The sequence below is a fragment of the Rhodohalobacter sulfatireducens genome (assembly GCF_022012475.1).
GTDB lineage: Bacteria > Bacteroidota > Rhodothermia > Balneolales > Balneolaceae > Rhodohalobacter > Rhodohalobacter sulfatireducens.
Genome location: NZ_JAKLWS010000026.1, coordinates 1 through 26,162, shown reverse-complemented (window position 1 = coordinate 26,162; position 26,162 = coordinate 1). Strand labels below are relative to the sequence as shown.

At 40.5% G+C, this 26,162-nt stretch carries 19 protein-coding genes; 14 read left to right on the top strand and 5 right to left on the bottom strand.

The genetic code is table 11. The annotated features are described in order from the left end of the window. The first annotated feature begins 16 nt into the window (after positions 1-16). The 5 genes from L6773_RS16110 (at position 17) to alr (ending at position 4,727) form a co-directional block, all read left to right on the top strand. Positions 17-466 carry a GNAT family N-acetyltransferase gene (locus L6773_RS16110; protein WP_237855475.1) on the top strand — a complete coding sequence of 150 codons (450 nt, stop codon included), beginning with the start codon at positions 17-19 and terminating at the stop codon, positions 464-466. Between the two features lie 78 nt (positions 467-544). Beyond that, entirely contained in the window at positions 545-1,618 is a 1,074-nt protein-coding gene (locus L6773_RS16105; protein WP_237855474.1) for an alanine racemase, read from the top strand. A gap of 6 nt (positions 1,619-1,624) precedes the next feature. Further along, on the top strand, positions 1,625-2,269 hold the full coding sequence (locus L6773_RS16100; protein WP_237855473.1) for a peptidoglycan DD-metalloendopeptidase family protein: 645 nt from the start codon (positions 1,625-1,627) through the stop codon (positions 2,267-2,269). A 45-nt stretch (positions 2,270-2,314) separates the two neighbouring features. Then, a complete protein-coding gene (locus tag L6773_RS16095) occupies positions 2,315-3,454 on the top strand; it encodes an amidohydrolase (protein ID WP_237855472.1) in 1,140 nt (379 codons plus the stop codon). 94 nt (positions 3,455-3,548) lie between these two features. Further along, entirely contained in the window at positions 3,549-4,727 is a 1,179-nt protein-coding gene (alr, locus tag L6773_RS16090) for an alanine racemase (protein ID WP_237855471.1), read from the top strand. 12 nt (positions 4,728-4,739) lie between these two features. Here the strand turns inward: alr and L6773_RS16085 are convergent, their stop codons facing one another. After that, entirely contained in the window at positions 4,740-5,375 is a 636-nt protein-coding gene (locus L6773_RS16085; RefSeq protein WP_237855470.1) for a flavin reductase family protein, read from the bottom strand. Position 5,376: 1 nt separating this feature from the next. After that, positions 5,377-6,063 (bottom strand): SDR family NAD(P)-dependent oxidoreductase, encoded by a 687-nt coding sequence (locus L6773_RS16080; protein ID WP_237855469.1) that lies wholly within the window; start codon positions 6,061-6,063, stop codon positions 5,377-5,379. A 199-nt stretch (positions 6,064-6,262) separates the two neighbouring features. Between L6773_RS16080 and L6773_RS16075 the strand changes: the two genes are divergently transcribed. The 8 genes from L6773_RS16075 (at position 6,263) to L6773_RS16040 (ending at position 21,708) form a co-directional block, all read left to right on the top strand. Next, positions 6,263-7,042 (top strand): hypothetical protein, encoded by a 780-nt coding sequence (locus L6773_RS16075; RefSeq protein ID WP_237855468.1) that lies wholly within the window; start codon positions 6,263-6,265, stop codon positions 7,040-7,042. A gap of 503 nt (positions 7,043-7,545) precedes the next feature. After that, positions 7,546-10,626: a SusC/RagA family TonB-linked outer membrane protein gene (locus L6773_RS16070; protein WP_237855467.1), complete on the top strand. Its 3,081-nt coding sequence runs from the start codon at positions 7,546-7,548 to the stop codon at positions 10,624-10,626. A gap of 20 nt (positions 10,627-10,646) precedes the next feature. After that, positions 10,647-12,137 (top strand): SusD/RagB family nutrient-binding outer membrane lipoprotein, encoded by a 1,491-nt coding sequence (locus L6773_RS16065; RefSeq protein ID WP_237855466.1) that lies wholly within the window; start codon positions 10,647-10,649, stop codon positions 12,135-12,137. A gap of 25 nt (positions 12,138-12,162) precedes the next feature. After that, on the top strand, positions 12,163-12,999 hold the full coding sequence (locus tag L6773_RS16060; RefSeq protein ID WP_237855465.1) for a hypothetical protein: 837 nt from the start codon (positions 12,163-12,165) through the stop codon (positions 12,997-12,999). Positions 13,000-13,188: 189 nt separating this feature from the next. Then, positions 13,189-15,456: a TonB-dependent receptor gene (locus L6773_RS16055; RefSeq protein WP_237855464.1), complete on the top strand. Its 2,268-nt coding sequence runs from the start codon at positions 13,189-13,191 to the stop codon at positions 15,454-15,456. 19 nt (positions 15,457-15,475) lie between these two features. Continuing rightward, the gene (locus L6773_RS16050) at positions 15,476-16,297 is read left to right on the top strand and encodes a hypothetical protein (RefSeq protein ID WP_237855463.1); all 822 of its coding nucleotides are present in this window, start codon (positions 15,476-15,478) and stop codon (positions 16,295-16,297) included. A gap of 490 nt (positions 16,298-16,787) precedes the next feature. After that, the gene (locus L6773_RS16045) at positions 16,788-19,898 is read left to right on the top strand and encodes a SusC/RagA family TonB-linked outer membrane protein (RefSeq protein ID WP_237855462.1); all 3,111 of its coding nucleotides are present in this window, start codon (positions 16,788-16,790) and stop codon (positions 19,896-19,898) included. A gap of 31 nt (positions 19,899-19,929) precedes the next feature. Continuing rightward, positions 19,930-21,708, top strand: a complete 1,779-nt coding sequence (locus L6773_RS16040) for a RagB/SusD family nutrient uptake outer membrane protein (RefSeq protein ID WP_237855461.1) — start codon at positions 19,930-19,932, stop codon at positions 21,706-21,708. A 266-nt stretch (positions 21,709-21,974) separates the two neighbouring features. Here the strand turns inward: L6773_RS16040 and L6773_RS16035 are convergent, their stop codons facing one another. From L6773_RS16035 to L6773_RS16025, 3 genes are all read right to left on the bottom strand, one after another. Further along, positions 21,975-22,463 carry a hypothetical protein gene (locus L6773_RS16035; RefSeq protein WP_237855460.1) on the bottom strand — a complete coding sequence of 163 codons (489 nt, stop codon included), beginning with the start codon at positions 22,461-22,463 and terminating at the stop codon, positions 21,975-21,977. Between the two features lie 570 nt (positions 22,464-23,033). Next, positions 23,034-24,362, bottom strand: coding sequence for an ABC1 kinase family protein (locus L6773_RS16030; RefSeq protein WP_237855459.1), 1,329 nt, complete (start codon positions 24,360-24,362; stop codon positions 23,034-23,036). Beyond that, positions 24,363-25,034: a hypothetical protein gene (locus tag L6773_RS16025; RefSeq protein ID WP_237855458.1), complete on the bottom strand. Its 672-nt coding sequence runs from the start codon at positions 25,032-25,034 to the stop codon at positions 24,363-24,365. A gap of 80 nt (positions 25,035-25,114) precedes the next feature. Between L6773_RS16025 and L6773_RS16020 the strand changes: the two genes are divergently transcribed. After that, positions 25,115-25,888: a queuosine precursor transporter gene (locus L6773_RS16020; RefSeq protein WP_237855457.1), complete on the top strand. Its 774-nt coding sequence runs from the start codon at positions 25,115-25,117 to the stop codon at positions 25,886-25,888. The last annotated feature ends 274 nt before the right edge of the window (positions 25,889-26,162 follow it).

The following is a 26,162-nucleotide window of genomic DNA, read 5'->3' as shown; positions in this document are numbered from 1 at the left end:
TAAAATTTGAAATGAAATGATTAAATATGAGATCAGCCATTCCGATGAGACTAACCCGACCGGGTTTTCGAGAGATCAAATAGCCGATTTTCTGTATAAACATTTAGATGAATATGGCGATACAAAGTCTGCTATTTTAAAATGTATCGGGTATGCTTACGGTGACAATCCCGGGCAGGATGGTTTCATCCTCATTGCACACGAAGAGGACGAAATAGTGGGGGCAGTAATCATTAATAAAACCAATATGAGTGAATATATTCCCGAGAATATTCTTGTGTACATTGCGGTTCACGAAAAAACCCGAGGACAGGGAGTAGGAAAGGAACTTATGAATCGAATCATTGAAGCTACAACCGGTGATATCGCGCTGCACGTTGAACCCAACAATCCTGCGAAATATTTGTATGAAAAGGTGGGTTTTACAAACAAGTATTTGGAAATGAGACGGTCTGCAAAGAAATAAGCAACAATAATCGGCACATTAAATAAGTAATAAACAACGAATACCCCAACGACGCATACTGAAACCTGAATACCCGATATGGCTTATTTAAAATTATACAGAGAGGAGTTGCGGCATAACTTTCAATTCCTGGATGAACTGTTCAAAAAAAATGGTATTAAATGGGGAATCACCACAAAACTTTTTTGTGGTAACAAAGCATTTCTGAATGAGGTTATTGATCTCGGTGTCGGTGAGGTTCACGATTCCAGGGTAAGTAACCTGAAAGTGATAAAAGAGATTGATCCGGACACGGTTACAATCTACATCAAACCCCCACCAAAAGATATTGTTCGCGATGTGGTGAAATACGCAGATATCAGCCTCAATACGGAACTGGCAACCCTTCATGATCTTTCGGAGGAGGCAGAACGCCAAAATAAGGTCCATAAGGTTATTATCATGATTGAGATGGGCGACCTGCGTGAAGGTGTGATGCGGGATGACCTGATCAATTTTTACGAAAAAGTTTTTCGGCTACCGGGAATTGAGGTCGTTGGGCTTGGTACAAATCTCAACTGCTTGCACGGGGTAATGCCCGATGGTGATAAATTGATACAGCTTGCACTTTATAAACAGATCATTGAGCTGCGATTTAAGAAAGAAATTCCATTAGTATCCGGTGGAACAACGGTGACTATTCCACTGCTTTTAAAAAATCAATTGCCTACAGGCATTAACCATTTCCGTGTGGGTGAAGCCCTGTTTTTCGGCAAAAACCTGTTTTCGGATGGTGTGATTGAAGGAATGAGCGATCGTGTTTTGGAACTTTTTACACAAATCATCGAGCTTTCTGAAAAACCTAAAGTACCGATGGGCGAGCTGGGTGTGAATCCACAGGGAGAAACCACTGAAATTTCAGAGGAAGATTATGGAAAAACATCCTACAGGGCGATTATCGATATTGGAGTTTTGGATATCCAACCGAATTATTTAATCCCGGTGGACGATAACATTACCATAACAGATGCCAGTTCTGATATGCTTGTTCTGGATGTTGGCTCCAACCCAAAAGGTTATAAAGTTGGCGATATGATTCGGTTCAAATTAAAATATATGGGAGCTCTCGGTTTAATGAGTTCTGATTATATCGAGAAAAAAGTAGCAGATTGAAAGGATATGGAACTTTCGGAACTCCCCTCATTCGATTTTGAAAGCATTATAAAATCGGCGGTCAAAAAAAAGGATACACATCCGGTTATGGATCTTCCGGTTGACTATGAAGAGTTCAATCTCACCTCTGAATTCGATCGCGATTCCATAACCGCATTTGTAAAATCCGGAGGTTGGGCTGTTGGCGGTTACCTGGAAAAAAGAGGAGTTATGTATAGTGCACCGCGATATGCCGATGGAAGAAATATTCACATGGGAATTGATATTTGGGCAAAAGCCGGTGAGCCCGTCTATGCAGTTCTTGACGGAGTGGTTGCCTATTCAACATTTCAAAATGATGAGGGCAATTACGGAGGTACACTGATACTGAAACATATGGTTGAAGGCCAGGAGATTTATGCTCTTTATGGTCATCTATCAAAAGAAAGCCTGGAACTGCACATTAATGGGGAGAAGAAAAAGAAAGGTGAGGTGGTTGGATGGCTGGGGGAAGAATCAGAAAATGGAAACTGGCCCACGCATCTACATTACCAACTTTGCATTGAAGATCCCGGAGAACCGGATATGCCTGGTGTTGTAGCGAAAGAAAACCTTATTCCGGCGCGTGAAAGATATCCCGATCCAAGAATTTTACTTGGGGATATTTATTAGGTTTAAAATTAAGTGCTTATACCTGCAAAATTAAGTAACTACCTGATGTTATCAGACCTCATTCAACTAAGGAAAGACCTTCATAAACATCCGGAAACTTCCGGTGAAGAGAAGGAGACTGCTAAACGGATCAAAGGTGAACTTGAAAAGTGCGGTGCTGATGAAATTCTTACTGGTCTGGGCGGACACGGTGTATTAGCAACATTTCGATGCTCATCGAAAAATCCGGAAAAAAGATTGCTTTTCCGTGCTGAGTTGGACGCCATCTCTGTGGAGGAAGAAACAAACCTGCCCTATCAATCTAGCCTGAAAGGTGCTATGCACGGGTGCGGACATGACGGGCATATGACAATTCTCATTGGTTTGGCAAAAGAATTACACAAGAATCGACCGAAAGAGATCGACGTGTATTTGCTCTTTCAACCATCGGAGGAAACGGGCGAAGGAGCGGCCAGGGTGCTAGAAGATGATCGATTTAAAGAATTGAACATTGACCATGGATTTGCATTGCACAATCTGTCCGGTTTTGCTGAAAACAGAATCATCTGTAAATCGGGACCGTTTGCGGCCGGTTCAGTCGGGCTTGAAATCTCAGTAAAAGGAGCGTTTAGCCATGCGGCTTACCCTGAAAGAGGTCTGAATCCATCAGTAACGGTTGCACAGCTCATCACAGAAATTGATGCAAGGATGAAAGCGTTCCGGGACGAAAATGAAAGCAACAAAATTGTCTGCACCTACATCAAAATGGGAGAACGGGCGTTTGGCATTAGTCCGGGGAAGGCACGGATAGGATTTACAATTCGTTCTGCATCGGATGAAAAACTGGATACCGGTGTAAAGCTGGTTTATGAAATCATCGATAAAGTAAAGCAAGATTTTACCGGGCAAGTTTCACTGAAGAAGGTAGAACCATTTCGAGCAACTATTAATAGTGAAGAGGGTGCAGAAGTGATCATGAATGTTTCTGAAAAACAGGGATTAGATTACAAGGAATTGAATGCACCGTTTCCCTGGAGTGAGGATTTTGGAGAGTTTGGGCAACAGTTTCCAATCGCAATTTTTGGTTTGGGAGCCGGTCAGGATAAACCTCCGCTTCATTCGGAAAAATTTGATTTTAATGATAACCTGATTCCTGCCGGAATTGCAATGTTCAGAGGAATAGTTGACTATTACCAATCAATGTAGTTTTTTGGGTTCAGTCCCAAGTTGTGATTGAACTTCAAGTTTGCTCCCCGGGGCCATTTTCTTGCAACATATTTAAGTTCTGTAGTTTTTTTGTATGAAATCATCTTTTCTCCAGCCTTCGGTAATTGAACTGGACGAGGGCGCCCTCAAAAATAATATTCAGTTTTTAAAGCACCGTGCTAAAAACTCCGTAAAACTCTCTTCCGTGATAAAGGGAAATGCATATGGGCATGGTATCACAAATTTTTTGCCTATTGCAGAGTCATCAGGGATGAATCATTTTTCCGTTTTTAGCGCGAATGAAGCACTGATCGCTAAAAAAACGCAAACTCATCCCGAGACAGATATCATGATTATGGGGATGATTCGGGATGATGAGCTTGAATGGGCGATAGAAAATGACGTGGAGTTCTATATTTTTGAACTGGATCGCCTGGAAGCTGCCATAGAGAGTGCAAAAAAGATGCAAAAAAGGGCACGGGTACATCTCCAGATAGAAACAGGAATGAACAGGACCGGATTTGAAGAGCCCACCTGGAAACAGGTGTTTGAAACCGTTCAAAAAAATAAGAAAGAGATTAAAGTTGAGGGAATTTGCACACATTATGCAGGTGCTGAGAGTGTGGCGAATTATTACCGTATTGAAAATCAGAATAATCAACTGCAAAAGGCTTTAAACCTTGCCAAAGATATTTTAGATGAACTGCCGCCGGTTCATGCTGCGAGCTCTGCCGCATATCTTTCGCGGCCGAAAATGCATTACGATATGGCACGGATCGGAATTGCGCAATACGGTTTTTGGCCCAGCCGGGAAACATACATGCAGATCATGAAATCACTGGACCTGGATCAGGGAGAAGACCCTCTGAAACGTGTGCTAAGATGGAAGAGTGAAATTATGAATATAAAATGGGTAAACAGTGGTGATTTTATCGGTTACGGAAATGTTTACCTGGCCGGACGGAGAATGAAAATTGCGACGGTTCCTATTGGCTATACTCATGGATTTGGGCGGAACCTTACCAATGCCGGGTATGTACTGATTCACGGAACACGTGCCGGAGTTGTTGGATTGGTAAATATGAATATGATCACGATTAATGTCACACATATTGACGGAGCCAAAAAAGGAGATGAAGTCGTATTGATTGGGCAACAGGGAGACGATGAAATTACGGTTGCTTCGTTCGGAGAGATGACAAATAATTTGAATTACGAAGTATTGGTTCGCCTTCCAACAACTATTCCGAGAATTGTACAAAACGGAGATTAGCGTCTGCCAAATCTAACTTTTATTAGCGGATGCTTCTTTTAGGGTTGCATATTCAAGCCGATGAATGATTTTTGGTCTGTGATAAGCATCTAAACCGCTTATCGTTACTGTCTCCGCTTCATTCAAATCAATATGTCCGTCAGTCTCGATTAAATTTTTTGGGATCTTTAATTCAACAATTTCTCCAACAATTAAAACGGTTCCATTTATTGAAACTGGGTAGTGGTCGCGGTATGCCATACCGAGCTTAATTGTACACTCTTTAACATAAGGAGCATAAACAGAATCTGTATACTCTTCATTAAGGCCAATCTTTTCAAATTCAGAGTGATGAAAGGAATATGCAGCAGAGGTTTGGTGTGCTTTTGAGGTCAGATTAGCGGGGATATGATTAATGGTGTAGCTCTTTGTTTCGAGAATATTTCTGTAAGTGTCAGGTGGACTATCTCCGGGACGAACAAAAAAACCAACCATAGGTGGGTTTGAACCCAGATGAGTTACACTACTGAATACTGCAAGGTTTGGTATACCATCATTGGATTTTGACCCAATAAGATTCGCAGACTTGAACCCCGTTACACTATTGATTAGGTGTAACCTGTAAACGGGGTCCATTTTCTCGATATCTTTGCTGTAAATAGATTCCATATTACATCTGTTTAATGGACGATAGTCCGCCGTCGATATGTATAATTTGTCCCGTCATCCAGCTTGATTCATCCGAAAGTAAAAATTTAGCAGCAGCCGCAATATCTTTGGGTTCACCAATACGTCTCATTGGATGTCTTTCTTCAGACCGCTTTTTTTGTTTTTCATTTCGTAATAGGTTTTTAGCCAGGGGCGTATCTACAATGGATGGTGCTATTGCATTAAACCGTATATCGGGTGCATATTCGGCTGCCATCGAGCGAATAAAGCCTTCCACAGCACCTTTTGCTGCAGAAATGGATGCATGAAAGGAGAGTCCTTGCTGAACTGCAACCGTAGAGAACATAACGACGGAGGCATTACCGGAATCTTTTAAATTCTGCTCAAATTTTTTGATAGCTTTTACAGCACCGAGAAGGTTGATCTCAAAGTCATCACGAAAATTATCTTCTCTTAACATTTTAAAAGGCTTTAGGTTGATTGAGCCCGGCAGGTAAACAAGGCCGTCAATCGGATCATCCAGTTCAGGTAGCTCATCTGATGTAATGTCTGCTGTGTGATGCGTGACCCCCGTTAACTCAGGATCTGTTCGCGAGATAATCGTTAGCGAGTGCTGCTCCTTAAGTAATTCTGCAAGTTTTAAACCAATACCACTGCTACCACCGACTAATACAATATTCTTACTCATATTTATTAAACGTAATTTTTTCTTTATCGGAGATTTACAATCTTATCATCGAACAGCTAAAGAAATAGCATCGTTCTCTCATCTTCAGGAATTAGAGATTACAAAATGGTTGATACATCTATTTATTCAAGTGAAATGATTTTCAGATTTTATTTATTTCCTTAGATATACTTACAATTGAATAATGAATTCCAGAACTATGGTTACAAAAGACCGATTTTATCTCACTTCAATAGCCGCGATCTGTTTTCTTTTGATTTTCACTTTTCCAGAATCGGGCAGTACGCAACGTCTTGGAATTGCTCACGAAGATTATATGAAGGCGATAGGGTGGGAAGACGATTTTATCGTCATGAGAAATATTCTTCAAAATGAGCTGATCCACCAAGTGGAGGGTGAACCGGAAGCATATTACAGAGACAATGCCAATTTCTTTTCGATGGTTTTGTTACTAAGCGCTGTAAAGCCGGCAGACTATTATAAACTTCAACAGAATGGGGTGGATGTAATAAATGCGATAACCGCGAATGTACGGCCGTTCGATGAACAATCTCTGCTTTCAGATGTGGCGCTCGTTGGAACCGTGACAGACGTAATTGCTGAGGAATTTGAGGAGGACGGTTTTGGTGTGACTGTATCTGTTGAAGTATCCGAAGTGTTGAAAGGAGAAATTGCAACAGATACAATCATCATCAGGCAAAGAAATTCATCCCGTGTAGCCGGGAGCGATAACCGTCCCGATTTAAATCAAACATATCTGTTCTTATTGTCGAGTGGTATGTATGGATATCATAAAGCAAATTATCAGATGCGGGAGAAGGAAGAAATTGAGGTTTCACCCCCTGATTTTGGGAATGAAAACGTATTTGTCATCTACAGGCTCTATCCATATCGCAGTGGCCAGCTGCTGAGGTCTCCCCAAAACCGGTCCACGGCCTTTCAAAGCCTGAAATTTGTCGATTATCTGTTGAACCAATAGGGTTTTTAAAATTTAACAGGATACACTAAATGTGCTCAGATATTGGTGATTAGAATGTAAAAAATTTTAGCCATGCCAATTAAAATTTTTACTTATCTTATAGGGGTATGAATGAAAGAGATTACAATTGAGAACTCCAAAGTATTTATTTTCTTAACCTTATCTGTAAAGATAATTTAAATTTTAACTGGAAAAAACGGAGAGTTAGGTAACTATTTTAAAGAATCTAAATTGTTTGAAAAGTTTACTGACAATTTGATATGGATTCTTTCAACTAATAATTTAATAAATGCTCAGAAATGTAGGCTCGGAGTCAGCGAAACACGTTGAAAATTAATCTTCAAAATAAAAAAACATCTTTAGAAACGTTACTACTCATCAAATAGTTTAGCATGAGTATGCTCATCATTTTGGGCTCATCTTCTTTTACTTAACCAAAACAATAAATGAGGTCTCATATGAATTATAGGCTACTATTTTCATTGTTACTCAGTTTGTTCCTCATGTCTTCAGCGTATGCTCAGACAGGTACATTAACTGGTACAGTAACAGATTCAAGAACCGGTGAAGAATTACCGGGAGTTAACATTTATATACCAGATATAGATCGTGGTGCAGTAACCAATCTTGATGGTGTGTATAGCATTCAATCGATACCCACAGGCGAGTATAATGTGACTGCGTCGTTCATTGGGTATGTACGTCAAGAACTAACTCTTAATATTACTGCCGGAAATAACACGGTGGATATCGAACTCAGACAAGATCTTGTTGGTCTTGACGAAATCGTTGTTACGGGTCAGCAGATTGAAAGGCAGGAAAGAGCTCTTGCTTACTCAATTTCTACCGTGACCGGCGAAGAGGTTACGAAAGCTCGAGAAACCAACTTTGTTGATGCTTTAGCCGGAAAAGTACCGGGCGTAGAAGTTCAAAGTCAGTCTGGTAATATTGGTGCTTCTACTCGTATCACCATTCGTGGAATTTCTTCTCTTTCAGGCAGTAATCAACCACTTTTTGTTGTTGATGGTGTACCCATTTCAAACTCTAATATTGTTGGAAATACTAGCCAGGACCGATTGACAGGCGCTGTTGATGTTGGTAACAGGGGTGGAGACTTGAATGCTGACGATATTGAAAGTGTAACAGTTTTGAAAGGCGCTGCCTCAGCTGCTCTTTATGGACAGCGTGCAAAAGACGGTGTAATTCTTATTACTACGAAAAGAGGTTCAGCTCAAACTGGCCAGTCTGTAACTGTTAATTCAAGTGTACGAACTTCCTCACCTTTAAGATTACCAGATTTCCAAAATGAATACGCGCAGGGAGATAATGGTAAATACGATAGCAATAGCTTGAATGGTTGGGGTCCTCCAATTGCAGGACAGCAAGTTGAAAATATTCGTGGCGAAGAAGTTACACTTCAGGCATATCCGGATAATGTTAAAGATTTTTATAACAGTAATTTGACTGCCATAAACAGTATATCTTTTTCAAATGCCGATGAAATCTCTGATTTGCGAGTAGCTGTTACGCGAACAGATCAAAGTGGAATTGTTCCTAATAATACATTAGACAGAACAGCCATTACTGTGAATACCGGCAGAAATATGACGGAAAATTTCCAGGTAAGATTATCAGGTACATATACCGACCTTTCCACAACGGGTAGAGCTGTTGCCGGTGGTAATGATCCGAATGTACTTACATCGTTGATCAATACTTTACCGCGAACAACAAATCTTACAGATTTAAAGAATTACAAAAACGAAGACGGAACTCAGCGAGCACTTTCTTCTCAGACGAATAACCCGTACTGGATTGTAAATGAAAACCCATTCGAAAATACAATTCAGCGTGTTTTTGGAAATGCTCAGGCTCGATACTCTCCATTAGACTGGCTTACTCTTACGGCCAGGGCTGGATTAGACTATTATACAGAGGATAGACAACGACAAAATTCTGTCGGAACCCTGGGACGTGATGACGGTGACTTTTCACTCGATATTATCCAGGAAGAGCAGATTAATGTTGACCTTTTAGCGGAAATTGTTCGAGACATCAATGAAGACATTTCATTTCAAGGTGTTGTCGGATATAACCTGAACACACGTGAGCAAAGTGTTTTGAGAAATACTGCATCTACACTTGATGTTCCGGGTCTCCTGAACTTTGCGAATGCATCTTCTAATAACCCTTCAAACTATTACAGTCAACGAAGGTTACTGGGTGTATTTGCAGACGTAACGTTTGGTTACAAGAACTACTTGTTCTTAAACGCTACAGGCAGAAACGACTGGTCTTCAACACTTCCGGAAGATAATAATTCGTTTTTCTACCCATCTATAAATACGAGTTTTGTGTTTACCGAAGCATTTGATGTTGCAGGTAATATACTCTCTTATGGTAAGCTACGAGCTAATTATGCTCAGGTAGGTAGTGATGAAGCTCCTTATCAGTTAGACTTCAGGTACTTCCCGGTATCGAGTATTTTCGGGCAGTATGGAACGGGTCAGAATTTCCCATTTGGCGGAAGAACCGGGTTTAATGCAACCGGAACACTGCCACCTCAAGACTTGAAGCCACAGCTTCAAAAATCTTTCGAGGTAGGAGCCGAGTTACAATTCTTTGACGGAAGATTTGGTTTCGACTTCACTTACTACGATGTGAGAACTGAAGATCAAATCATATCTATTCCTACTCCAGAAACAACTGGTTTTGGCGCACTGAGAACAAATATTGGTGAAGTTTCAAATAAAGGTATTGAGTTGTCTGTAAATCTCAATCCAATCCGAACTTCAACATTTAACCATGTTGCTACTGTGAACTTCACGACAAACCAAAATGTCGTTGAATCTTTAGCACCCGGTGTAGATGAAATTGTGATTCAAAGTGCTTTTAACGGATTACAGGTACGTGCAGAGCCCGGTAAGCCTTTAGGTCTGTATGGACCAGGCTTTTTACGTGATGAAGATACCGGAGAATTGATCATCAACCCTGATACAGGGCTGATTCGAACCGGTGGCGAAACACGACTGGGTAAAATTGATCCTGATTACAGGCTCAGCTTAAATAATCAGTTCAACTACAAAGGATTGAATTTTAGTTTCCTTTTGGATTACCGGCAGGGAGGAGTTCTTTTCTCACAAACTGTTGGATCACTCAGAAGAGCTGGTGTAGCCGAAGAAACATTAGAAAACCGGGGCGGCACATTTATAATCGACGGCTTGGTTGAAAATGCTGACGGAAGCTACAGTCAAAACACGACTCCCGTTCAGGATGTTGAATCTTTCTGGAATAATTATGCAAGCGCAAACGTCCATGAAGGAAATACATTCAGCTCTACTTATGTGAAACTTAGAGAGGTGAAAGTTGAATATGAATTGCCAAGAAGATGGATTGAAAACACTCCTTTGAGCAGTCTGACTGTAGGCGTTGAAGGCAGAAACCTGTTTTTACTCTATAGTGAGGTACCACATATCGACCCCGAGACAGGTCTTTTTGGATCTGCTTCAAACGGGCAGGGAATTGAGTGGAATGTATTGCCTTCTACCAGATCTTATGGCGCTAACATTCAATTGAGATTTTAATCCAAGAAATTTTGATAATTATGAAAATATCGAAAAAGTTAATTTTACTGACGGCGCTAATATTTGCGCTGACAAGTTGCGATGATTATTTGGATATCAATACCGATCCGAACGCCGCAACATCTGTATCGCCAGACCTGTTGTTCCCAACAGTATTGGCAAACATTGCTTCTAACAGGGCAATGGAGATTATGCCATCAAACGCATTCTTTATCAATGCGTGGGCGCCTAATGGTTCTACAGGAGTTTTTATAAGACCCGACAGATATACCATTAGTCCATTTTCAACTGGAAATACCTGGGGAAACTGGTATGGTACCAGCAGCAGGAATCTGCAATTGATGATCCAGGCGGCTGAAAATCAAGAACCTAACAGGCCAAACGTGGCTGCACAAGCAAAGATCGTACAAGCCTATCTTTTCTTTTCATTAACCATGATGTGGGAAGATATACCATTCAATCAGGCTTTCGATCCTGATGAGTTTCCTGAACCTGAATTTGACGATCAGGAAACAGTCTTGCGGGGTGTCATTACTTTGCTTGATGAAGCTTTGGGACAGATCCAGCCTGGTGAGGCTTCCGTGGGTGATGGTGACTTGATCTACGGCGGAGATATGATACAATGGACAAAGTTTGCCAACTCACTGAAATTACGGACATATATGTTTCTCCGTAACCAGGATCCATCTGTTGATAGCGAAATTAGTGCATTACTGAACAATGCAGAACTGATTCGTACAAATGCTGACGAAGCTGCAGTTCCGTTTTTTGACAGTGATGACAATGCGAATAACGTGTGGACTTTAAATAACCTCTTTGGTGGTTTTACAGATGCCGGAAACGGTAATAACTTCATTTTTGCAGGTGAAACACTTGTAGATATGATGAATGAACTGCAAGACCCCAGAAGAGAGACATATTTCGCTTTCCCAACCTTTGACGGTGGTGAAACTTTTGAAAGTACCGAGTATGAAGGGCAGGAAGCCGGCGTTTCCAATTACGGTGATGGCACAGCGATGATTAGCCAGAACATCATTCGAAGAGACTGGCCAAATCGTATGCTCACCGCATCAGAAGTTCTATTTTATGAAGCCGAGTTTTTGGCTACAACCGGCGATTTAGCGGGTGCTCACGATGCCTATATCCAAGGTGTACGAGCATCTCTTGAATTCTTAGCACCTTACACGGTTTTAAATTCACGGGCCGGACAATCTGATGGAATCTCAACCGCTGAAATGGATGCCTACATTGCGAATTTACCGGCAGGTTTTTCCAGTGAAGATCAGGCATTAGAAGCCATACACACTCAACAGTATATTGAGGTATGGGACCGCGCTCCCGAGAACTGGAGCCAGTGGAAACGAACGAAGTTCCCGGAACTGACGGTTGCACAGAATGCAGATTTAGGTGATGTAATCCGACGATTCCCATATCCGCCGGATGAAGTGTCATCAAACCCAAATACACCACAGGATCCGATCCTGGATACGCCAATGTGGTTTGAGAACTAATTGAAAAATTTAGAGATATAAAATTATGAAAATTATAAAAATTATATTTTCGGTCTCAGTTCTCACACTACTGTTACTGGGATGCGAAAGCGTGAATGAACCCATCTCCTACGAGGATGGGGCTGTGCCTGCGTTTGTTACGATAGGTACTGAAGGACAAGACGTTGTTGCCGGAGGATCACTTGAAGTTGTTTTTGAGTTGGGCCAAACGCAATATGAAAATGTAACCGTAGAATATACCATAAGCGGTGATGCGGTTGAAGGTGATGATTACGTTTTCAGCTCTGGAACACCTGGAACGGTAACCATAGAACATGATCCTGAATCAACAAGTCTGGATAATGGGTCCGTTACTTTGGATTTTCCGATTCAAGCAGCTCTTGGAACTTCCAGAAACTTAACCTTTACACTTGAAAGTGCTACAACCGAGAGTGGTGAAACACTCTCTCTAGGGCGGGGTGATATTGGACTTGAAAGAACGTTCGTGATCAACGGGTTGGGAGCTGTTCCGACAGGAACGTATACCTATGAAGCAACCGGTGATTTCGGTCCTTTTTCAGGGACATTTGAAATTACACAACCTGATTCACCAATCGTTGTAGGAGGTGCACCTTACTTGTTTAGAACCAGTAATATCGCCGGTGCTCTCTTTGGAGTAGATGTTGCTTATGCTTTTAATGTAACAGCGGGTGGAGATGTATTAGGTGCACCAAATGCTCACGAAGAAGGATTCGAAACAATCATACTTGACGTATCCGGTAATTACAATGATACGGCTGGTGAATTGACATTAGATGTTACCTTCCAATGTTGTGGTGTTGCAGGTTTCGGTTACCAGATCGTTGCGACTCCTCAGCCTTAAAAAACAAATTTCTGTTTAATAAGAGATTGTTTATGTAAGAAAAGCCACTTCTGTTTTACAGGAGTGGCTTTTTCTTTTATTAATAATAGGACTATGCTTTTTTATTATTAGACACAGTGTAAATCAATTTAACACAGAAGTATAGACTATTCAGTAATGTTATTTGTGCATCAAAAAAAATATTTTAGAGTGATTAGAAATCAAATACAGAAAATTGGTGGATTTCTATTCCTTGTGATAATTTTCTTGAATTCAACGGATGCTATTTCTCAATCAAAAACAATTCGGGGAATTATAACCGATGCATCTACGGGACAGACGATTCAGGGTGCAAATATTGTGCTTTTCGATCAGGGCGATAATCAAGTAAAAGGTACCGTAAGCGATAGAAACGGATTTTACAGGTTGCAAAACATTAGTGCCGATGAGTACCGGATACGAATCAGTTATATCGGGTTTATTACTAAGACTGACACCTTGAATATTGCCGAAAATGAAGAAATTACTACATACAGTACATCCCTGCGTGTCAATAGCGCAGAACTGGATGAACTTGTAGTTTCAGTAGAAAGTGAGGCGGCACAATTAAAAGGCGGACATCAAAGAGTTTCAGCAATTGATTTAAATCGTGTAGTAACACCGGCAGGCAGTGGTGATATTGCTAACTATCTGCAGGCTCTTCCGGGTGTAGTATCAGCGGGAGACCGGGGAGGACAACTTTTTGTGAGAGGCGGGACCCCTTCAGAAAATTTGGTACTTATTGACGGATTAACCATCTATCAGCCCTTTCATATTATTGGATTTTTTTCAGCATTTCCTGAAAACCTGCTGGCAAATGCTGATTTTTATGCCGGCGGGTTTAGCCCGAAATATAATGGCCGGATATCTTCCGTACTGGATGTACAGATGAGAGACGGTGATGTTAACAATACAAATAGTTCTGTTTCCATCAGTCCCTTTCTTACTGAAATACAGATGGAGGGGCCGTTGGGTGATGGAAACAATTCCTCATGGATAGCATCCGTAAGAAGTTCACAAATAGAACAAACCAGCGATCTGTTTCTTGGGAAAACTCAGCCGCTTCGATTCGATAGTCAGTTTCTGAAATTTACCCGGTTTAATGAGGATGGAACCCGCTGTTCGGCAATGGCCATGAGAACCTACGACAGGGGGAAACTCGATTTTGATATGGGTAATAGCTTCAGTTGGTCCAATTTTGTACTCGGGGGAAAGTGTACTCACCTGCCGCAGGAATCAAATACATTTGTTGATTTTAATTTCGGCCTCTCACATTTATCCAATAAAATTGGAGGAAGTCTTGAGACGAATTTATCCTCTGCTTTAACAAAATTCAGCTTAGATCTGGACATAAATCAGACCGTAGGGAATGTGAAATTAAACTATGGTGTGAATTCTCATATGAAGTGGATCAACTACAACATTGAAGAACTCTTTCAAATCCCGCAGAGTGAAACTGATATTTTGTTGGGACTCGGCTCATTTACCGAAGCAGAAATTCCCCTTGGAGAAAAAATTACTGTACGTCCGGGCGCCTCTTTATCATTTTATGCCAATACCTATAATCCAAGTATCGAGCCAAGATTGCGATTTAGCTGGCAGCCTTTTGGAAACGATAACCAGGAATTAAATGCATCTATTGGAATCTATCGGCAGACGATTGCCGGAATCTCAGATTTAAGAGACGCCGGATCTGCTTTTATTGCCTGGCTGCCTACCCCAAATGATGAGCGAATGGAGGCAATACATTCTTTGGTTGGCTGGCAGCAGCAGTTGGGCAGTGGATTACAGTTTTCGGCTGAAGGTTACTATAAAAAACTGCAAAATATCCCGGTCTCTGTATGGAGCACAATTGCAGAATTCACTACGGATATCGCTTTTGCCAATGGGGATATTTGGGGAGCGGATGTGCGCCTTGAGTATAATCACAGATTATTTTATGCATTTTTGGGATATGGCTACTCCTGGACCAAGTATCGCTCGGCACAGGAAAATTTTAATGTATGGTTTGGCAGCCCAATTCAATCGTACCATCCAGGACACGACAGGCGCCATCAGATAAATTCAATGGTATCGGCCTATTTAGGTAAGTATACCGTTGGACTTCGGTGGCAGATGGGAACCGGTTTGCCGTTTACAAGACAGATGGGTTCTGATGGTATTTTTTTGTATGAAGATGGTTTGCCTAATGTAAGAACTGATTATGGAACCCCCAGAGTAATATTAGACAAACCATTCAAAGGAAGAACACCAATTTATCACAGGTTGGATGTTTCCCTTGAAAGAGAATTTGAAGTTGGTTTTGGTACTCTTTTCGCTCAAGCGGGAGCTATAAACACCTACAACCGTACAAATCTTTTCTACTATGATGTGTTTACGCAACGAAGAATTAATCAATTACCATTTGCCCCCTATGCGTCATTAAAAATGGAGTTTTAAGATGAAATCGATTAATCACTTGAGAAAATCATACTTATTAATTCCATTGGCAATGTTAGTTTTACTCAGTTTTGCAGGCTGTGATGAATCTTTAAACCCAGTAAAAGAGAATGACCGATTCATATACTCCATTGCCGGTTATCTGGATTCATCTGCGGATAGGCAATGGATTCGGGTTATCCATCTTCAGGAGGAGACTGATACAACCGGCAAAGGCATTGACGGAACGATTACACTCGAAAATCTTGAGAATGGAGAAACCAGTGTACTTAATGATTCTCTATTTCAGTATTCAGAAAATTTATATGCATATAATTTCTGGACCGAACAGAATATTGAACCAAGAAGTACTTACCGGATAACCGCTGAACGTTCTGATGGTGCAATGAGCAGTGTGACTGTGGAAATTCCGGATACATTTAAAGACCCGGTTTATTATCCACCTGCTGTACCTGGTGATAAAGGTCGATTAGTTATTGAGGGGATTGATAACCTGGCGGATGCATCCATCCGGTTTAAAATAAGATACAATGTAGCCGGGTTTACATTAAACCAATCGATCCCAATTATTGCTGATACCATCTCAACTGCGGCCGGTTACTATATCCCAATAGCACCAAATCGAATTGCACAGGCCACTGAAGACCTTGAAACTGTAGATATTTTTGATTGTGAACTATATGTGGCTCGTGCCGGAGAAGATTGGGTAGACTTCCCTTCTATTGACCGTAATTTAATAGCTTTGCCCGAAGGAATTTCCAATGTTGAACAAGGGACCGGGTATGTTATTGGTGTTACAAGTAAACGAATATCTTATCCAAGTGGGAGCTGCAGCGATTAATTTTTAAAGGATTTGAACGATTAAAGCCTCCTTCGACAGATTCTTAAAAAAGTGTAAAAGGGCTCATATCTAAACAAGAATGAGATAATTCACCTACGCATATTTTTTTAATATTTTGGAGTATTTTAATTATACCAATGGTCCAAAATGAGGTAATATTTTTAGGCATAATTCTTTAAAAAGTTATTTTTTTTAAATAAACTACAAATTCTTATTTTCTATAACATTTTTGGAACGCTGTTAAGGTCGAAACAGGGCGTTTTTTAAAAATTTTACAATTGGGTTGAAATGGGTTTTCCCATATACTAAATTGCCCACGTAGGTATGAATAAAGGCTTGAAGTAAGTAATAATTGCCGTAGGACATTAACCAAAACATTTTAGGCGATTCAAAAAACCGCAACTACTCTCCCCAAGGAATTGGTATGCTAATCTTCTTGGGTACTTCTTCTTTTACTACTTAACCAAAACAATAACAAATGAGGTCTTATATGAATTATAAGCTACTGACTATGTTAGTATGTGCCTTTCTGTTTTCGCTTGATGCCATTGCTCAGGTAACAGTACAGGGTACAGTAACAGATGCAAATACTGGCGAACTTTTACCTGGGGTAAATGTCGTCATACAAGAACTGCAAACGGGCTCATCTACAAATATAGATGGGGAATATGAAATACTGAATGTGCCTGAGGGTACATATACGTTGACAGTTACCTATGTTGGTTATCAAAGATACACCAACGAGATAGAGGTAGGTAACTCAACAGTCAATCAAAACATCGAACTACAGCAAGACATTTTTGGTCTTGAGGAGATCGTTGTTACCGGTGTAGGTTCAGGAACTCAAACAACTAAACTAGGTTTTTCTGTCTCCAAAGTAGGTGAAGCAGAACTTGCCGAGGTCCCCGCAACAGACCCCGGTAATGCTTTGAGAGCAAAAATTCCGGGTATAACGGTTGTTCAGGCTTCCGGTGACCCAGCCAGCTCTCCTGATATTCGACTCCGTGGTTCTACCTCCATTAGTGGGGACCAGTCTCCACTCATTATTGTAGATGGAGTCATTACTTCAGGAAGTCTTCGTGACATTAATATGGAAGATGTTGAGTCAATCGAGGTTGTGAAGGGTGCAGCTGCTTCCTCTATTTACGGATCACTTGCCGGTAATGGTGTAATTCAGATTATTACAAAGCGAAACGCTGGTAAAGTTGATGAACCGGAAATTACGATTCGCTCTGAATATGGACAGTCTGAAATTGCAGATGACTATCCATTAGCGACAACCCATCCCTATGCAAATGATTATGTCTTGGATGAAACCGGACAGTACATAGTAGAATGGCCAAGCTATAACAATTACGATGAAGATCGCAGATGGGATAATGAATATCCTGTTTTATACGATAACGTTGACGCGTTATTCACAGGACAGCCCTATAACTCAAATTATTTCTCTTTGGCCAACTCTTCTGAGAATGTTAACTACCTGGTGTCTTTTGAAAACATGACACAGGGTGGTGTTCTGGAACCCGTTGACGACTACAAGAGAAACACCTTCAGAGTGAACGCCGACTTTATTCCAAGTGATAATTTCACTGCGAGTTTTAGTGGGTCGTATATTAATGTAGAAACTCCTGATTTTTCCGGTGAGGAACAGGGACAAGGCGATAACTTTTTCTATTCTGTATTGACATCAGAACCATTTCTGGATATGACCGAAAGATCTGAGGATGGAAACTTTTCCAATAACCCAACCGGTTATGCTGTTCAAAGCTCCAACTGGCAAAATCCTCTTTATGTAGCACAGAATCGAAAATATTCATTCGACAGAGATCGAATTATTGCTGGATTGAATCTTAAATACGATTTAGCTGAGTGGATTTCTGTGAACGCTCGTCAATCTTTAGATAAATCTTATCTTCAAAGAGAACAATTTTTCCCTGTCGGCTATGAAACTCCAACGCCAAACGCAACTTTAAACGATGGTTATGAGTGGCGCAGAGCTACACAAAACTCAACTTCTGTGACAGAGTTTTGGTTTGAAGCAAATCAAAGCTATGAGGACATTAATGTACGAGCGATTGCGAAATATCTGTATGAAAATCGCAGTTATGAGTGGTTTGAAGCAGAAGGTAGTGAATACGTAACCCAGGGTATTCGTGATATTGGTTCCTTGGCCAACGATACTTATGGAATTGATTCATATCAGGAAGATATTCGAGCAGAGAACTTTTTCTTAAATCTTGATGTAGATTATCAAGACAAAATTATTGCCAGTGGTTTGATTCGTCGTGACGGATCTTCACTCTTCGGTTCTGAAGAAAGATGGCAAACATACTTCCGTGGTTCATTGGCTTATCGAATCACTGAAGATTTCGAACTCCCGAATATAAATGAATGGAAAGTTCGAGCATCTTACGGAACCTCAGGAAACCGTCCTCCTTTTGAGGCGCAGTATGAAACATACAGCGCGACTTCAACAGGTATTTCACCGGACGTTCTTGGTAATAATGAGATTAAGCCATCTACTGTTGGCGAGATTGAATTTGGTACCAATATTGCATTTTTAAATCGATTTAACTTCGAGGCAAATTATGCTCTTACAAATGTAACGGACGACTATCTTCCTGTACCGTTATCAAGTGTGGCTGGTTTTACTACACAGTGGCAAAACATAGGTGAAATTGAGTCCAGCTCTCTTGAATTTGCATTGAGCGGCCAAATTATTAATAAGCGAGACATGTCTTTGGCATTGAACCTCAGTTGGGATACATATTCTCAGGAAATTACAGACCTTGGAGATGTACCGCCATTCACCAGAGACCTTGCTGCAGCTGCCTTACCACTGTTTAGAGTTGAGGAGGGAGAATCTTATGGCGCCATGTATGGTAACAAGGTTCTTACTTCTGTAAATGATTTAACAGTTGTTGATGGAGAAGTCATCAATCCGGGTGGTATGGATGTGAACGGTGATGGATCGATCACAGCGAACGACTTTGAAGTGAACCAGCACGGATATGTAATTCCTGCCGGAACTCACGGAACTCCTGATGAGCAGGTAATTTACCAGGCCGACGACAGTGGCGAGCCGTCTTCAACGAAGATAGGTGATACTGTTCCTGACTTTAAAACGGGTGTATCCGCTAATTTCAGGTATAAAGGTTTCGGAGTATATGCACTGTTAGATATGGTAAGTGGTGGAGATGTTTACAATTACACCAAACAGTTGCTCTACTTTAATGCTCGTCACGCTGATTTTGAGAAGTTCGCCGAACAAGGCTTCGATCCAACATACAATGATGCATCATCTGCTATCTATAACTTAAGTAACGCATCATCTTACTTTGTTGAAGACGCAAGTTATGTGAAGCTTCGTGAAGTGGCAGTTTCTTATACGTTTGGACCGGAAATACTGGGTTCACTCGCCGGTGCGATTGATGAAATTAAAGTATCGGTTACAGGTCGTAATCTGTTGACATTTACAGATTATACCGGTTGGGATCCAGAAGTTGCATTGAGAACGAACGCAACGAACTTTAGGCTTGATGAATATGCCTATCCAAACTACCGGACATTTAGTGGAACTGTACAGGTCCGATTCTAAAAAAATTCTAAGCTAAACTTTATATATAGCTATGACATACTTAAATAAATTGAAGTTTATTGTATCGCTTCTGATTGTGGCACTGGCCATTAGCAGTTGTGAGGATCTAAGTCTTGCTGATTTAGATGTAGAGAATCAAAACGATCCGGATCGTGAACGAGCGTTGGCCGAAGATGCAGACGTACAAAATCTCTTAGCTGGGAGTACGGCGGACGTATTCTTCGAAATTACAAATGTCTACGGAGTTCATATGAATGGACTTTCCGATCAAATGACATCAACCAATGCTTTCTTCTCATTCTGGGATTTTGCAGAAGAGCCCAGGTTGAGGCTGAATAACAGAACAACCTATGCTGATGCTGATGTTTTCTATGCTCCCTGGAGTACATTCAATTCGGGGGTATCTACTGCAAATACCATTATTCAGCAAATTGAGATAGATGGTCAAACTTTAGTTGTTGACGGTGTTGATGTTTCCCAAAAAATGCTTGCGAGTGCTTACTTTTTACGAGGTATTTCTCGCGGTTACCTTGGAGCCGTTTATGATCAAGGATATATCGTAAATCCCGATACGGATCTGACACAATTAGAAACCGTTTCATACACCGAGTTGATCAATGCCGGGTTAGCTGATATCGAGCAGGCTATGACACTAGCTGACGGAGTTTCTGATTTTACTTGGGACTATCTCCCAACCGGTGACAGCTGGAATATTCAGCAGTTTAAAGTGATTGCGAATTCAATGGCTGCGAGAATTGCAGCAAGTGAGGCACGAACAGCTTCTGAAGCTGCGAGCATGGACTGGAATCGAGTCTTAACATATGCGAATGCCGGACTTGGTGGTCCTAATGCTGCTGATGGCGGAGCAATGTTAGACTTTACGGCTTCCGGTGTAGGACCCTTTGTATTCTATAATAACTTAGCAGACTGGAGCGGCTTCTTGATTGCCGGTGGAATCGATACCGGTGCCGGTTATCTGCCGACAGATCTTAAAGTGATTAAATTGTTGGATAACAGTTATCCAGCAAATTATCCTGCCGCACCTGATGTATTAGCACCCGCTGAAAGTGAAGATCCAAGAATTGGATACTATGTGTACACCACGAATTTCGGATTCTTGAATCCAACACGTAATCGATCCATTTTTACAAACTACTGGAGTATTCGAATGTTTGGTGGTAATAACTGGGGTCAAACGGGTCAACCAGTTGTTTATATGACATCCTCCGAGATCGAATATTTACGAGCAGAGGCTAACCTGATGTCAGGTAATGCTGCTGAAGCGGCAACAATCCTCAACAATAGCCCGTTTGGAACTGGAACGACTACTTTTTCTATTGATCTTCCAGCTGTACAGAATGGATATATTCTTGCTGAAGAGCAATCAATGTCTGGTGGTAATACAATTGCCCCCGACGCATCCGTTGCTGAATTCCAAACAGCATTGCTTACAGAATACTCTGTAGAACTTTATATGATCGCAGGTATTGGTACTGAATGGTTCTTCATGCGGCGACACGACATGTTACAGGCAGGTACTGCACTTCATTATCCAATTCCTGGTCAGGAACTTGAGATTACAGGAGCTTCGTACTACACATTTGGTGGAGCTGAAAATACTTCAGAAGAGGGTACCGCTGATGGAGCGAATAGCTGGAAACAGCTCTTAAGTTCACCGGCGAAAACTGCTGGATTCAGTAATATGACTCAGGCCGACAGTGAAATGTACGGACCAAAAATCTTTAGAAAAGGTGAAGGTGGTGAAATCAATCCAACAAATGTTGGTCCTAAGCCAAAGCGAAATTTTTAGAACGTAAAATTCTAAAATAAATAAGCCTCCACTTTAGATAGTGGAGGCTTTTTTTATTGGGGGATCTTTTGTCATTCAGTAATCTATCTTGAAATAGTAAGTAGTAATTTCATCAGTGCTGATGCCGCTAAGCAGTAGAAATGACCTGGAAGTGGCTATGGTCCCGATTGCATCGGTCACAATTCAATCAAGGGTCATAGGGTCACTAATTCAGAACATTTCAAAAACCTACAGACGTTTCGAAGGTATTTAAAAGGTAAACTCGTTCAATCAATCAAAACATTCACATCAGCTGGATACCCTTTTGGCACTTCAATCCTTACTAAAGATGAATCACTCTTCTGAACCACAAATTTACCTGTAACAGAAGCAATACTTGGATCCGGAACTACATAGGTTACAGTATTTTTTGCATCATCATTTGAAGATATATTTATCAATGCAAAAGCACGAGATAAATACATTGGTATTGAATTACTGCTGGACCTAGTTCGTAAAGTTCGTCCTGTTTCTAAAGAGTCAAGAACAATTTCGCTGGTTGGTAAAATGAACTCAGAATTTTCAGCTACTCTGCGATCTCTTTCATGTCGAAATTCTATCGTATCAACTTTTACCCAGCTCTGGTCTTGTATATTCTCGGCGAAACGATAATCTATCTCAATTTTTTTCCCCTGGTAAACATTTGTACCGGGATTTGAAGAGCAACTCGTAAATACAAATAGACAAATTAGTAATAATGTAGGCCTGTAACTCATTGGAAACATGGATTGGTTCTCAATTAGAGTAGAAAATACAATTGTTTAGGGGCACTTAGTAAATCTAAAATATGTAATATAATTGAGAGCAGTTAATGAAGATGAGTCGAATTCGACCAAAATTTATCACGAATATTCAGCTCAAAAGATTTATTTAATCATAAGTGGTTTAATTCCCAGACTCTCTGGGTCGGTAAAGAAAAAAATCCCCCTTACATCCTACGCCTAAGGCTTCGGTGCACAGGTCGAAGGGGGAAGCGAACCTGCCTGCGCTGAAGCTTCGGAAGACAGGCCCGCCTGCGCCCAAGGCTTCGGAAGACAGGCAGAGTGAGTTTGGAGACGACCCACTACGTTTTGAAGCTTATCCAAATTTTGGGTTTGAGACATCATTGATCATCCCCCATTGCCCCCTTCTCCAAAAGGGATCCCTTCGGGGAAAGGGGGACACTTTATAATAAGTTCAAATTTGTAGAAACGATTTGGATTATAAATTGATACCCCGCTGCAAGCAGACGGGGTAGTTCATTGGAACTGCTCTTTCAGAAATCAAAAAGGAATCCGGAACTTTTATTATGAATATGCTTCTTTTTGTTCATTATGAAATTCGCTGATCACTTCATCAACAATTTCTCTGGACTGTTTTGTATTAACAACGGCCTTTAGTTTCATTAAGAAATGGTAAAGACCGAGGTGAACTCTTGTGGTAAAAATAAAATGTTTACTACCACGAGGGCCATTTGTAATGGGCGCATTCTTCGTATAACCTGCCATTATTCGTTTATATTCTGAATCTCCGAAGTTGAATTCATCCTCTATGTAGGGCAGTGCAAATGTGTAACCGTAATTCTTGCAAAATTCATAAATAGCTTTTTCCGATTTGTTGTTCTCAGGATCCGCCTTCAAAACATCCAACTCTTTATATAACCTTATGATCTCCTCTTCATCTCTTTGAAGGTGAACAGGCAACAATTTCAGGTAATTGATGAAAAACTCTTCCGGGAATGATTTCACACAACCGTAGTCAACAACACCTAATTTTTTATCCGGGGTGAAAATAAAATTTCCGGGGTGTGTATCCGCGTGAATTTCACTTCTGTCTCTTATCTGTTGATGGAAAAAGTCCCAAAGCAACTGTCCAAAGTGGTTTCTTTCTTCCTGTGGGGGATCAGTTTCCAAAAACTCTTTTAAGTGGTGTCCTTCTATAAAACTCATAGTCAGGACTCTCTCAGTAGATAATTCAGGAATCCATTCTGGGGTAACGATGCCATTGGAGGCAAAGCGCTCATGAAATCGATTTATCGATTTACCTTCCTCAATATAATCAGTCTCTTTCATCAGGGTTGATTCAATCTCGGCGATGTAATCATCAAACTGATCTCCATTTTTGGCAAGCCGTTTAAAAATGGATCCCGCGAGAGAGATATCAGATGAAATTGTGTCCCGAACTCCCGGATATTGAATTTTGATAGCTACGGGTTGACCATTAGAAAGGCGGGCTTTATGAACCTGTCCGATCGACGCAGCTGCTAAAGCTTCCGAGTTGAATTCATCAAATATCTGCTCCGGGTACTTTCCTAGCTCTCTCCTGATGATTGACCTCACGAGCGATCGGTTTATGGGCGGCACACTATACTGTGCCTGGGTCATAACCTCAGTAAACTCTTCGGGCAGAAATCCCTGGTCAATACTAAAAGTTTGGGCAATCTTTAAAGCAGTTCCACGCAAGTTTGTGAACTCACCAAACACATCCTCTGCAGTTTTTTTGTTAACATCAGCTTTTTCAGATTTACGGCCCGTAAGTGTCTTTAAGTAATGAGAAGCATAATTCTTGCCAACCTTAAGTCCCGTTTTGGCAAAAATCTTACCCCGTTCATATTTCGATGATGGAAAATCTGTCATTTACGATTTTCCTCCATCACTTTTGATGTTTGAAAAGGCTTGATTAAATGGAGAATTGTAGAACAGGAATTTTCCAAAATCGAAACCTTTGTCCAGAATTTTGTTGTAGAATATTTCTTCAATAAGTGAACACCATTTGTCAACAAGGGCAAAACTCTGCTCAAATTTTTCGCTACTGTCGTTCGCCCAAAAAAGAATCAAAGCATGATAATGGCAATAGATCGTTTTATATAAGAAGCCGTTCACGAAAAAGGATGCTGAAGCAGAGATATGATTATCGGAAGCAAAAATCATGTTGAGCTCTTTTTTAAACCCCTTTTTAAACAATGTATCAAATGGACTTTGAACTATAAATTTTTGATACGTATCTAAAACAAACTCTCTGAACTCTAAAAATTCATCAAGTAGTGAGAGAAAGAGGTTGCTTAACTTTTCACTCAATGTGAAATCAGAATAGCCATCAATCGATTTTGTCTGATCTTTGTAGATCAGTATTCTGGATTCATAAAAATAGAGCAGTATTGATTTTCTGTTGGGAAAAAGTTCGAAGATTTCAGAAGACTCCATATCCAGTTCCTTTGCAAGTGACTGAATGGTAAAGCGATTATTTTCTATATATTTTCTCGCTGCAGTTTCACTGATTTTAATTTTCTTTTTTGTCTGTTTATCCATAGTTCTAAATATTTTTGAACGGCATTGAAGCATCCATAGTTCTGTAGCTTATAACCAATTTCTACTATTGAAAGGTTCACATGACGTTGAATTCAATACGAAAATCAAATCCACAAAAGCGAGATATCCTTTTTCTTTGTTTAACGGGTATTTTCATAACGGCCCTGGTATTTGGGAATATTGTGGGAACAACAAAGTTCATAACTATTTTTTCGTTTGAAATGCCTGCATGGTTGCGGTCAATTACTCCATCACTTGTCAGAGATGGAAAAACATATACGATGAGTATACCCGTGGGGTTAGTGGCTTATCCGTTTACATTCCTGGTAACAGACCTGATTTCGGAACTATTTGGACGAAAGAAAGCTCAGATGGTGGTTTGGATTGGCTTCTTTATGAACATGTATATGCTATTTCTGATGAGCGTGGGACATTGGTTCCCAAACACATATGGTGTTAGCGGTGGGCTGAATTTATTTGAGGGTGTTTATGATTTTGTGATTGCAAATACAATCTCCAGTATGATTGCTTATCTGATTGCTCAGTCAGTAGATGTGCGTTTATTTCATTTTTGGAAACGAGTTACAAAGGGGAATTATCTCTGGATTCGCAACAATGGTTCCACAATGTTCAGCCAGTTGGTTGATAGTACGGCAATATTAAGTATTCTCTACTTTTCAGGGAACCTTGGTGATAATATTACGAATCTTTACCTGTTGGGAATTCTAATTATTAACTCTTACCTCTTTAAATTTCTGTTTGCTCTATTTGACACTCCAATTGTATACGCTGCAGTGTGGTTTTTTAAAGATTATGATGAAGATCCGGAAGGTTATAAATTATTCAAATCATAAGGTCGGGGGTTATCTTACTGGCTATTCTACACTTACTCCATTATGCTGTTAAATAAGAAATTTTTTTAGAAAAAATACTGGGAAATTGGTTGACATTTGGCACTGACTACCCCTATATTTGTAATCCTTTCGCGGATGTGAAACGCCAACAATTGTTGGTTTAAAACATGTCCGTTTTTGTTCTTTAAACATATTGAAAGACAGACATAAACAGATTGTTTGAGTGAGTCGGGGGATAAGATTTTCCAGAGTGTACTATTATAATATAGATATA

Coding starts and splice junctions, on each gene's coding strand:
- L6773_RS16075 (WP_237855468.1), top strand. CDS start 6,263: ATGGTTACAAAAGACCGATTTTATCTCACTTCAATAGCCGCGATCTGT.
- L6773_RS16080 (WP_237855469.1), bottom strand. CDS start 6,063: ATGAGTAAGAATATTGTATTAGTCGGTGGTAGCAGTGGTATTGGTTTA.
- L6773_RS16040 (WP_237855461.1), top strand. CDS start 19,930: ATGACATACTTAAATAAATTGAAGTTTATTGTATCGCTTCTGATTGTG.
- L6773_RS16085 (WP_237855470.1), bottom strand. CDS start 5,375: ATGGAATCTATTTACAGCAAAGATATCGAGAAAATGGACCCCGTTTAC.
- L6773_RS16065 (WP_237855466.1), top strand. CDS start 10,647: ATGAAAATATCGAAAAAGTTAATTTTACTGACGGCGCTAATATTTGCG.
- alr (WP_237855471.1), top strand. CDS start 3,549: ATGAAATCATCTTTTCTCCAGCCTTCGGTAATTGAACTGGACGAGGGC.
- L6773_RS16110 (WP_237855475.1), top strand. CDS start 17: ATGATTAAATATGAGATCAGCCATTCCGATGAGACTAACCCGACCGGG.
- L6773_RS16105 (WP_237855474.1), top strand. CDS start 545: ATGGCTTATTTAAAATTATACAGAGAGGAGTTGCGGCATAACTTTCAA.
- L6773_RS16025 (WP_237855458.1), bottom strand. CDS start 25,034: ATGGATAAACAGACAAAAAAGAAAATTAAAATCAGTGAAACTGCAGCG.
- L6773_RS16100 (WP_237855473.1), top strand. CDS start 1,625: ATGGAACTTTCGGAACTCCCCTCATTCGATTTTGAAAGCATTATAAAA.
- L6773_RS16095 (WP_237855472.1), top strand. CDS start 2,315: ATGTTATCAGACCTCATTCAACTAAGGAAAGACCTTCATAAACATCCG.
- L6773_RS16020 (WP_237855457.1), top strand. CDS start 25,115: ATGACGTTGAATTCAATACGAAAATCAAATCCACAAAAGCGAGATATC.
- L6773_RS16030 (WP_237855459.1), bottom strand. CDS start 24,362: ATGACAGATTTTCCATCATCGAAATATGAACGGGGTAAGATTTTTGCC.
- L6773_RS16035 (WP_237855460.1), bottom strand. CDS start 22,463: ATGAGTTACAGGCCTACATTATTACTAATTTGTCTATTTGTATTTACG.
- L6773_RS16060 (WP_237855465.1), top strand. CDS start 12,163: ATGAAAATTATAAAAATTATATTTTCGGTCTCAGTTCTCACACTACTG.
- L6773_RS16070 (WP_237855467.1), top strand. CDS start 7,546: ATGTCTTCAGCGTATGCTCAGACAGGTACATTAACTGGTACAGTAACA.
- L6773_RS16045 (WP_237855462.1), top strand. CDS start 16,788: ATGAATTATAAGCTACTGACTATGTTAGTATGTGCCTTTCTGTTTTCG.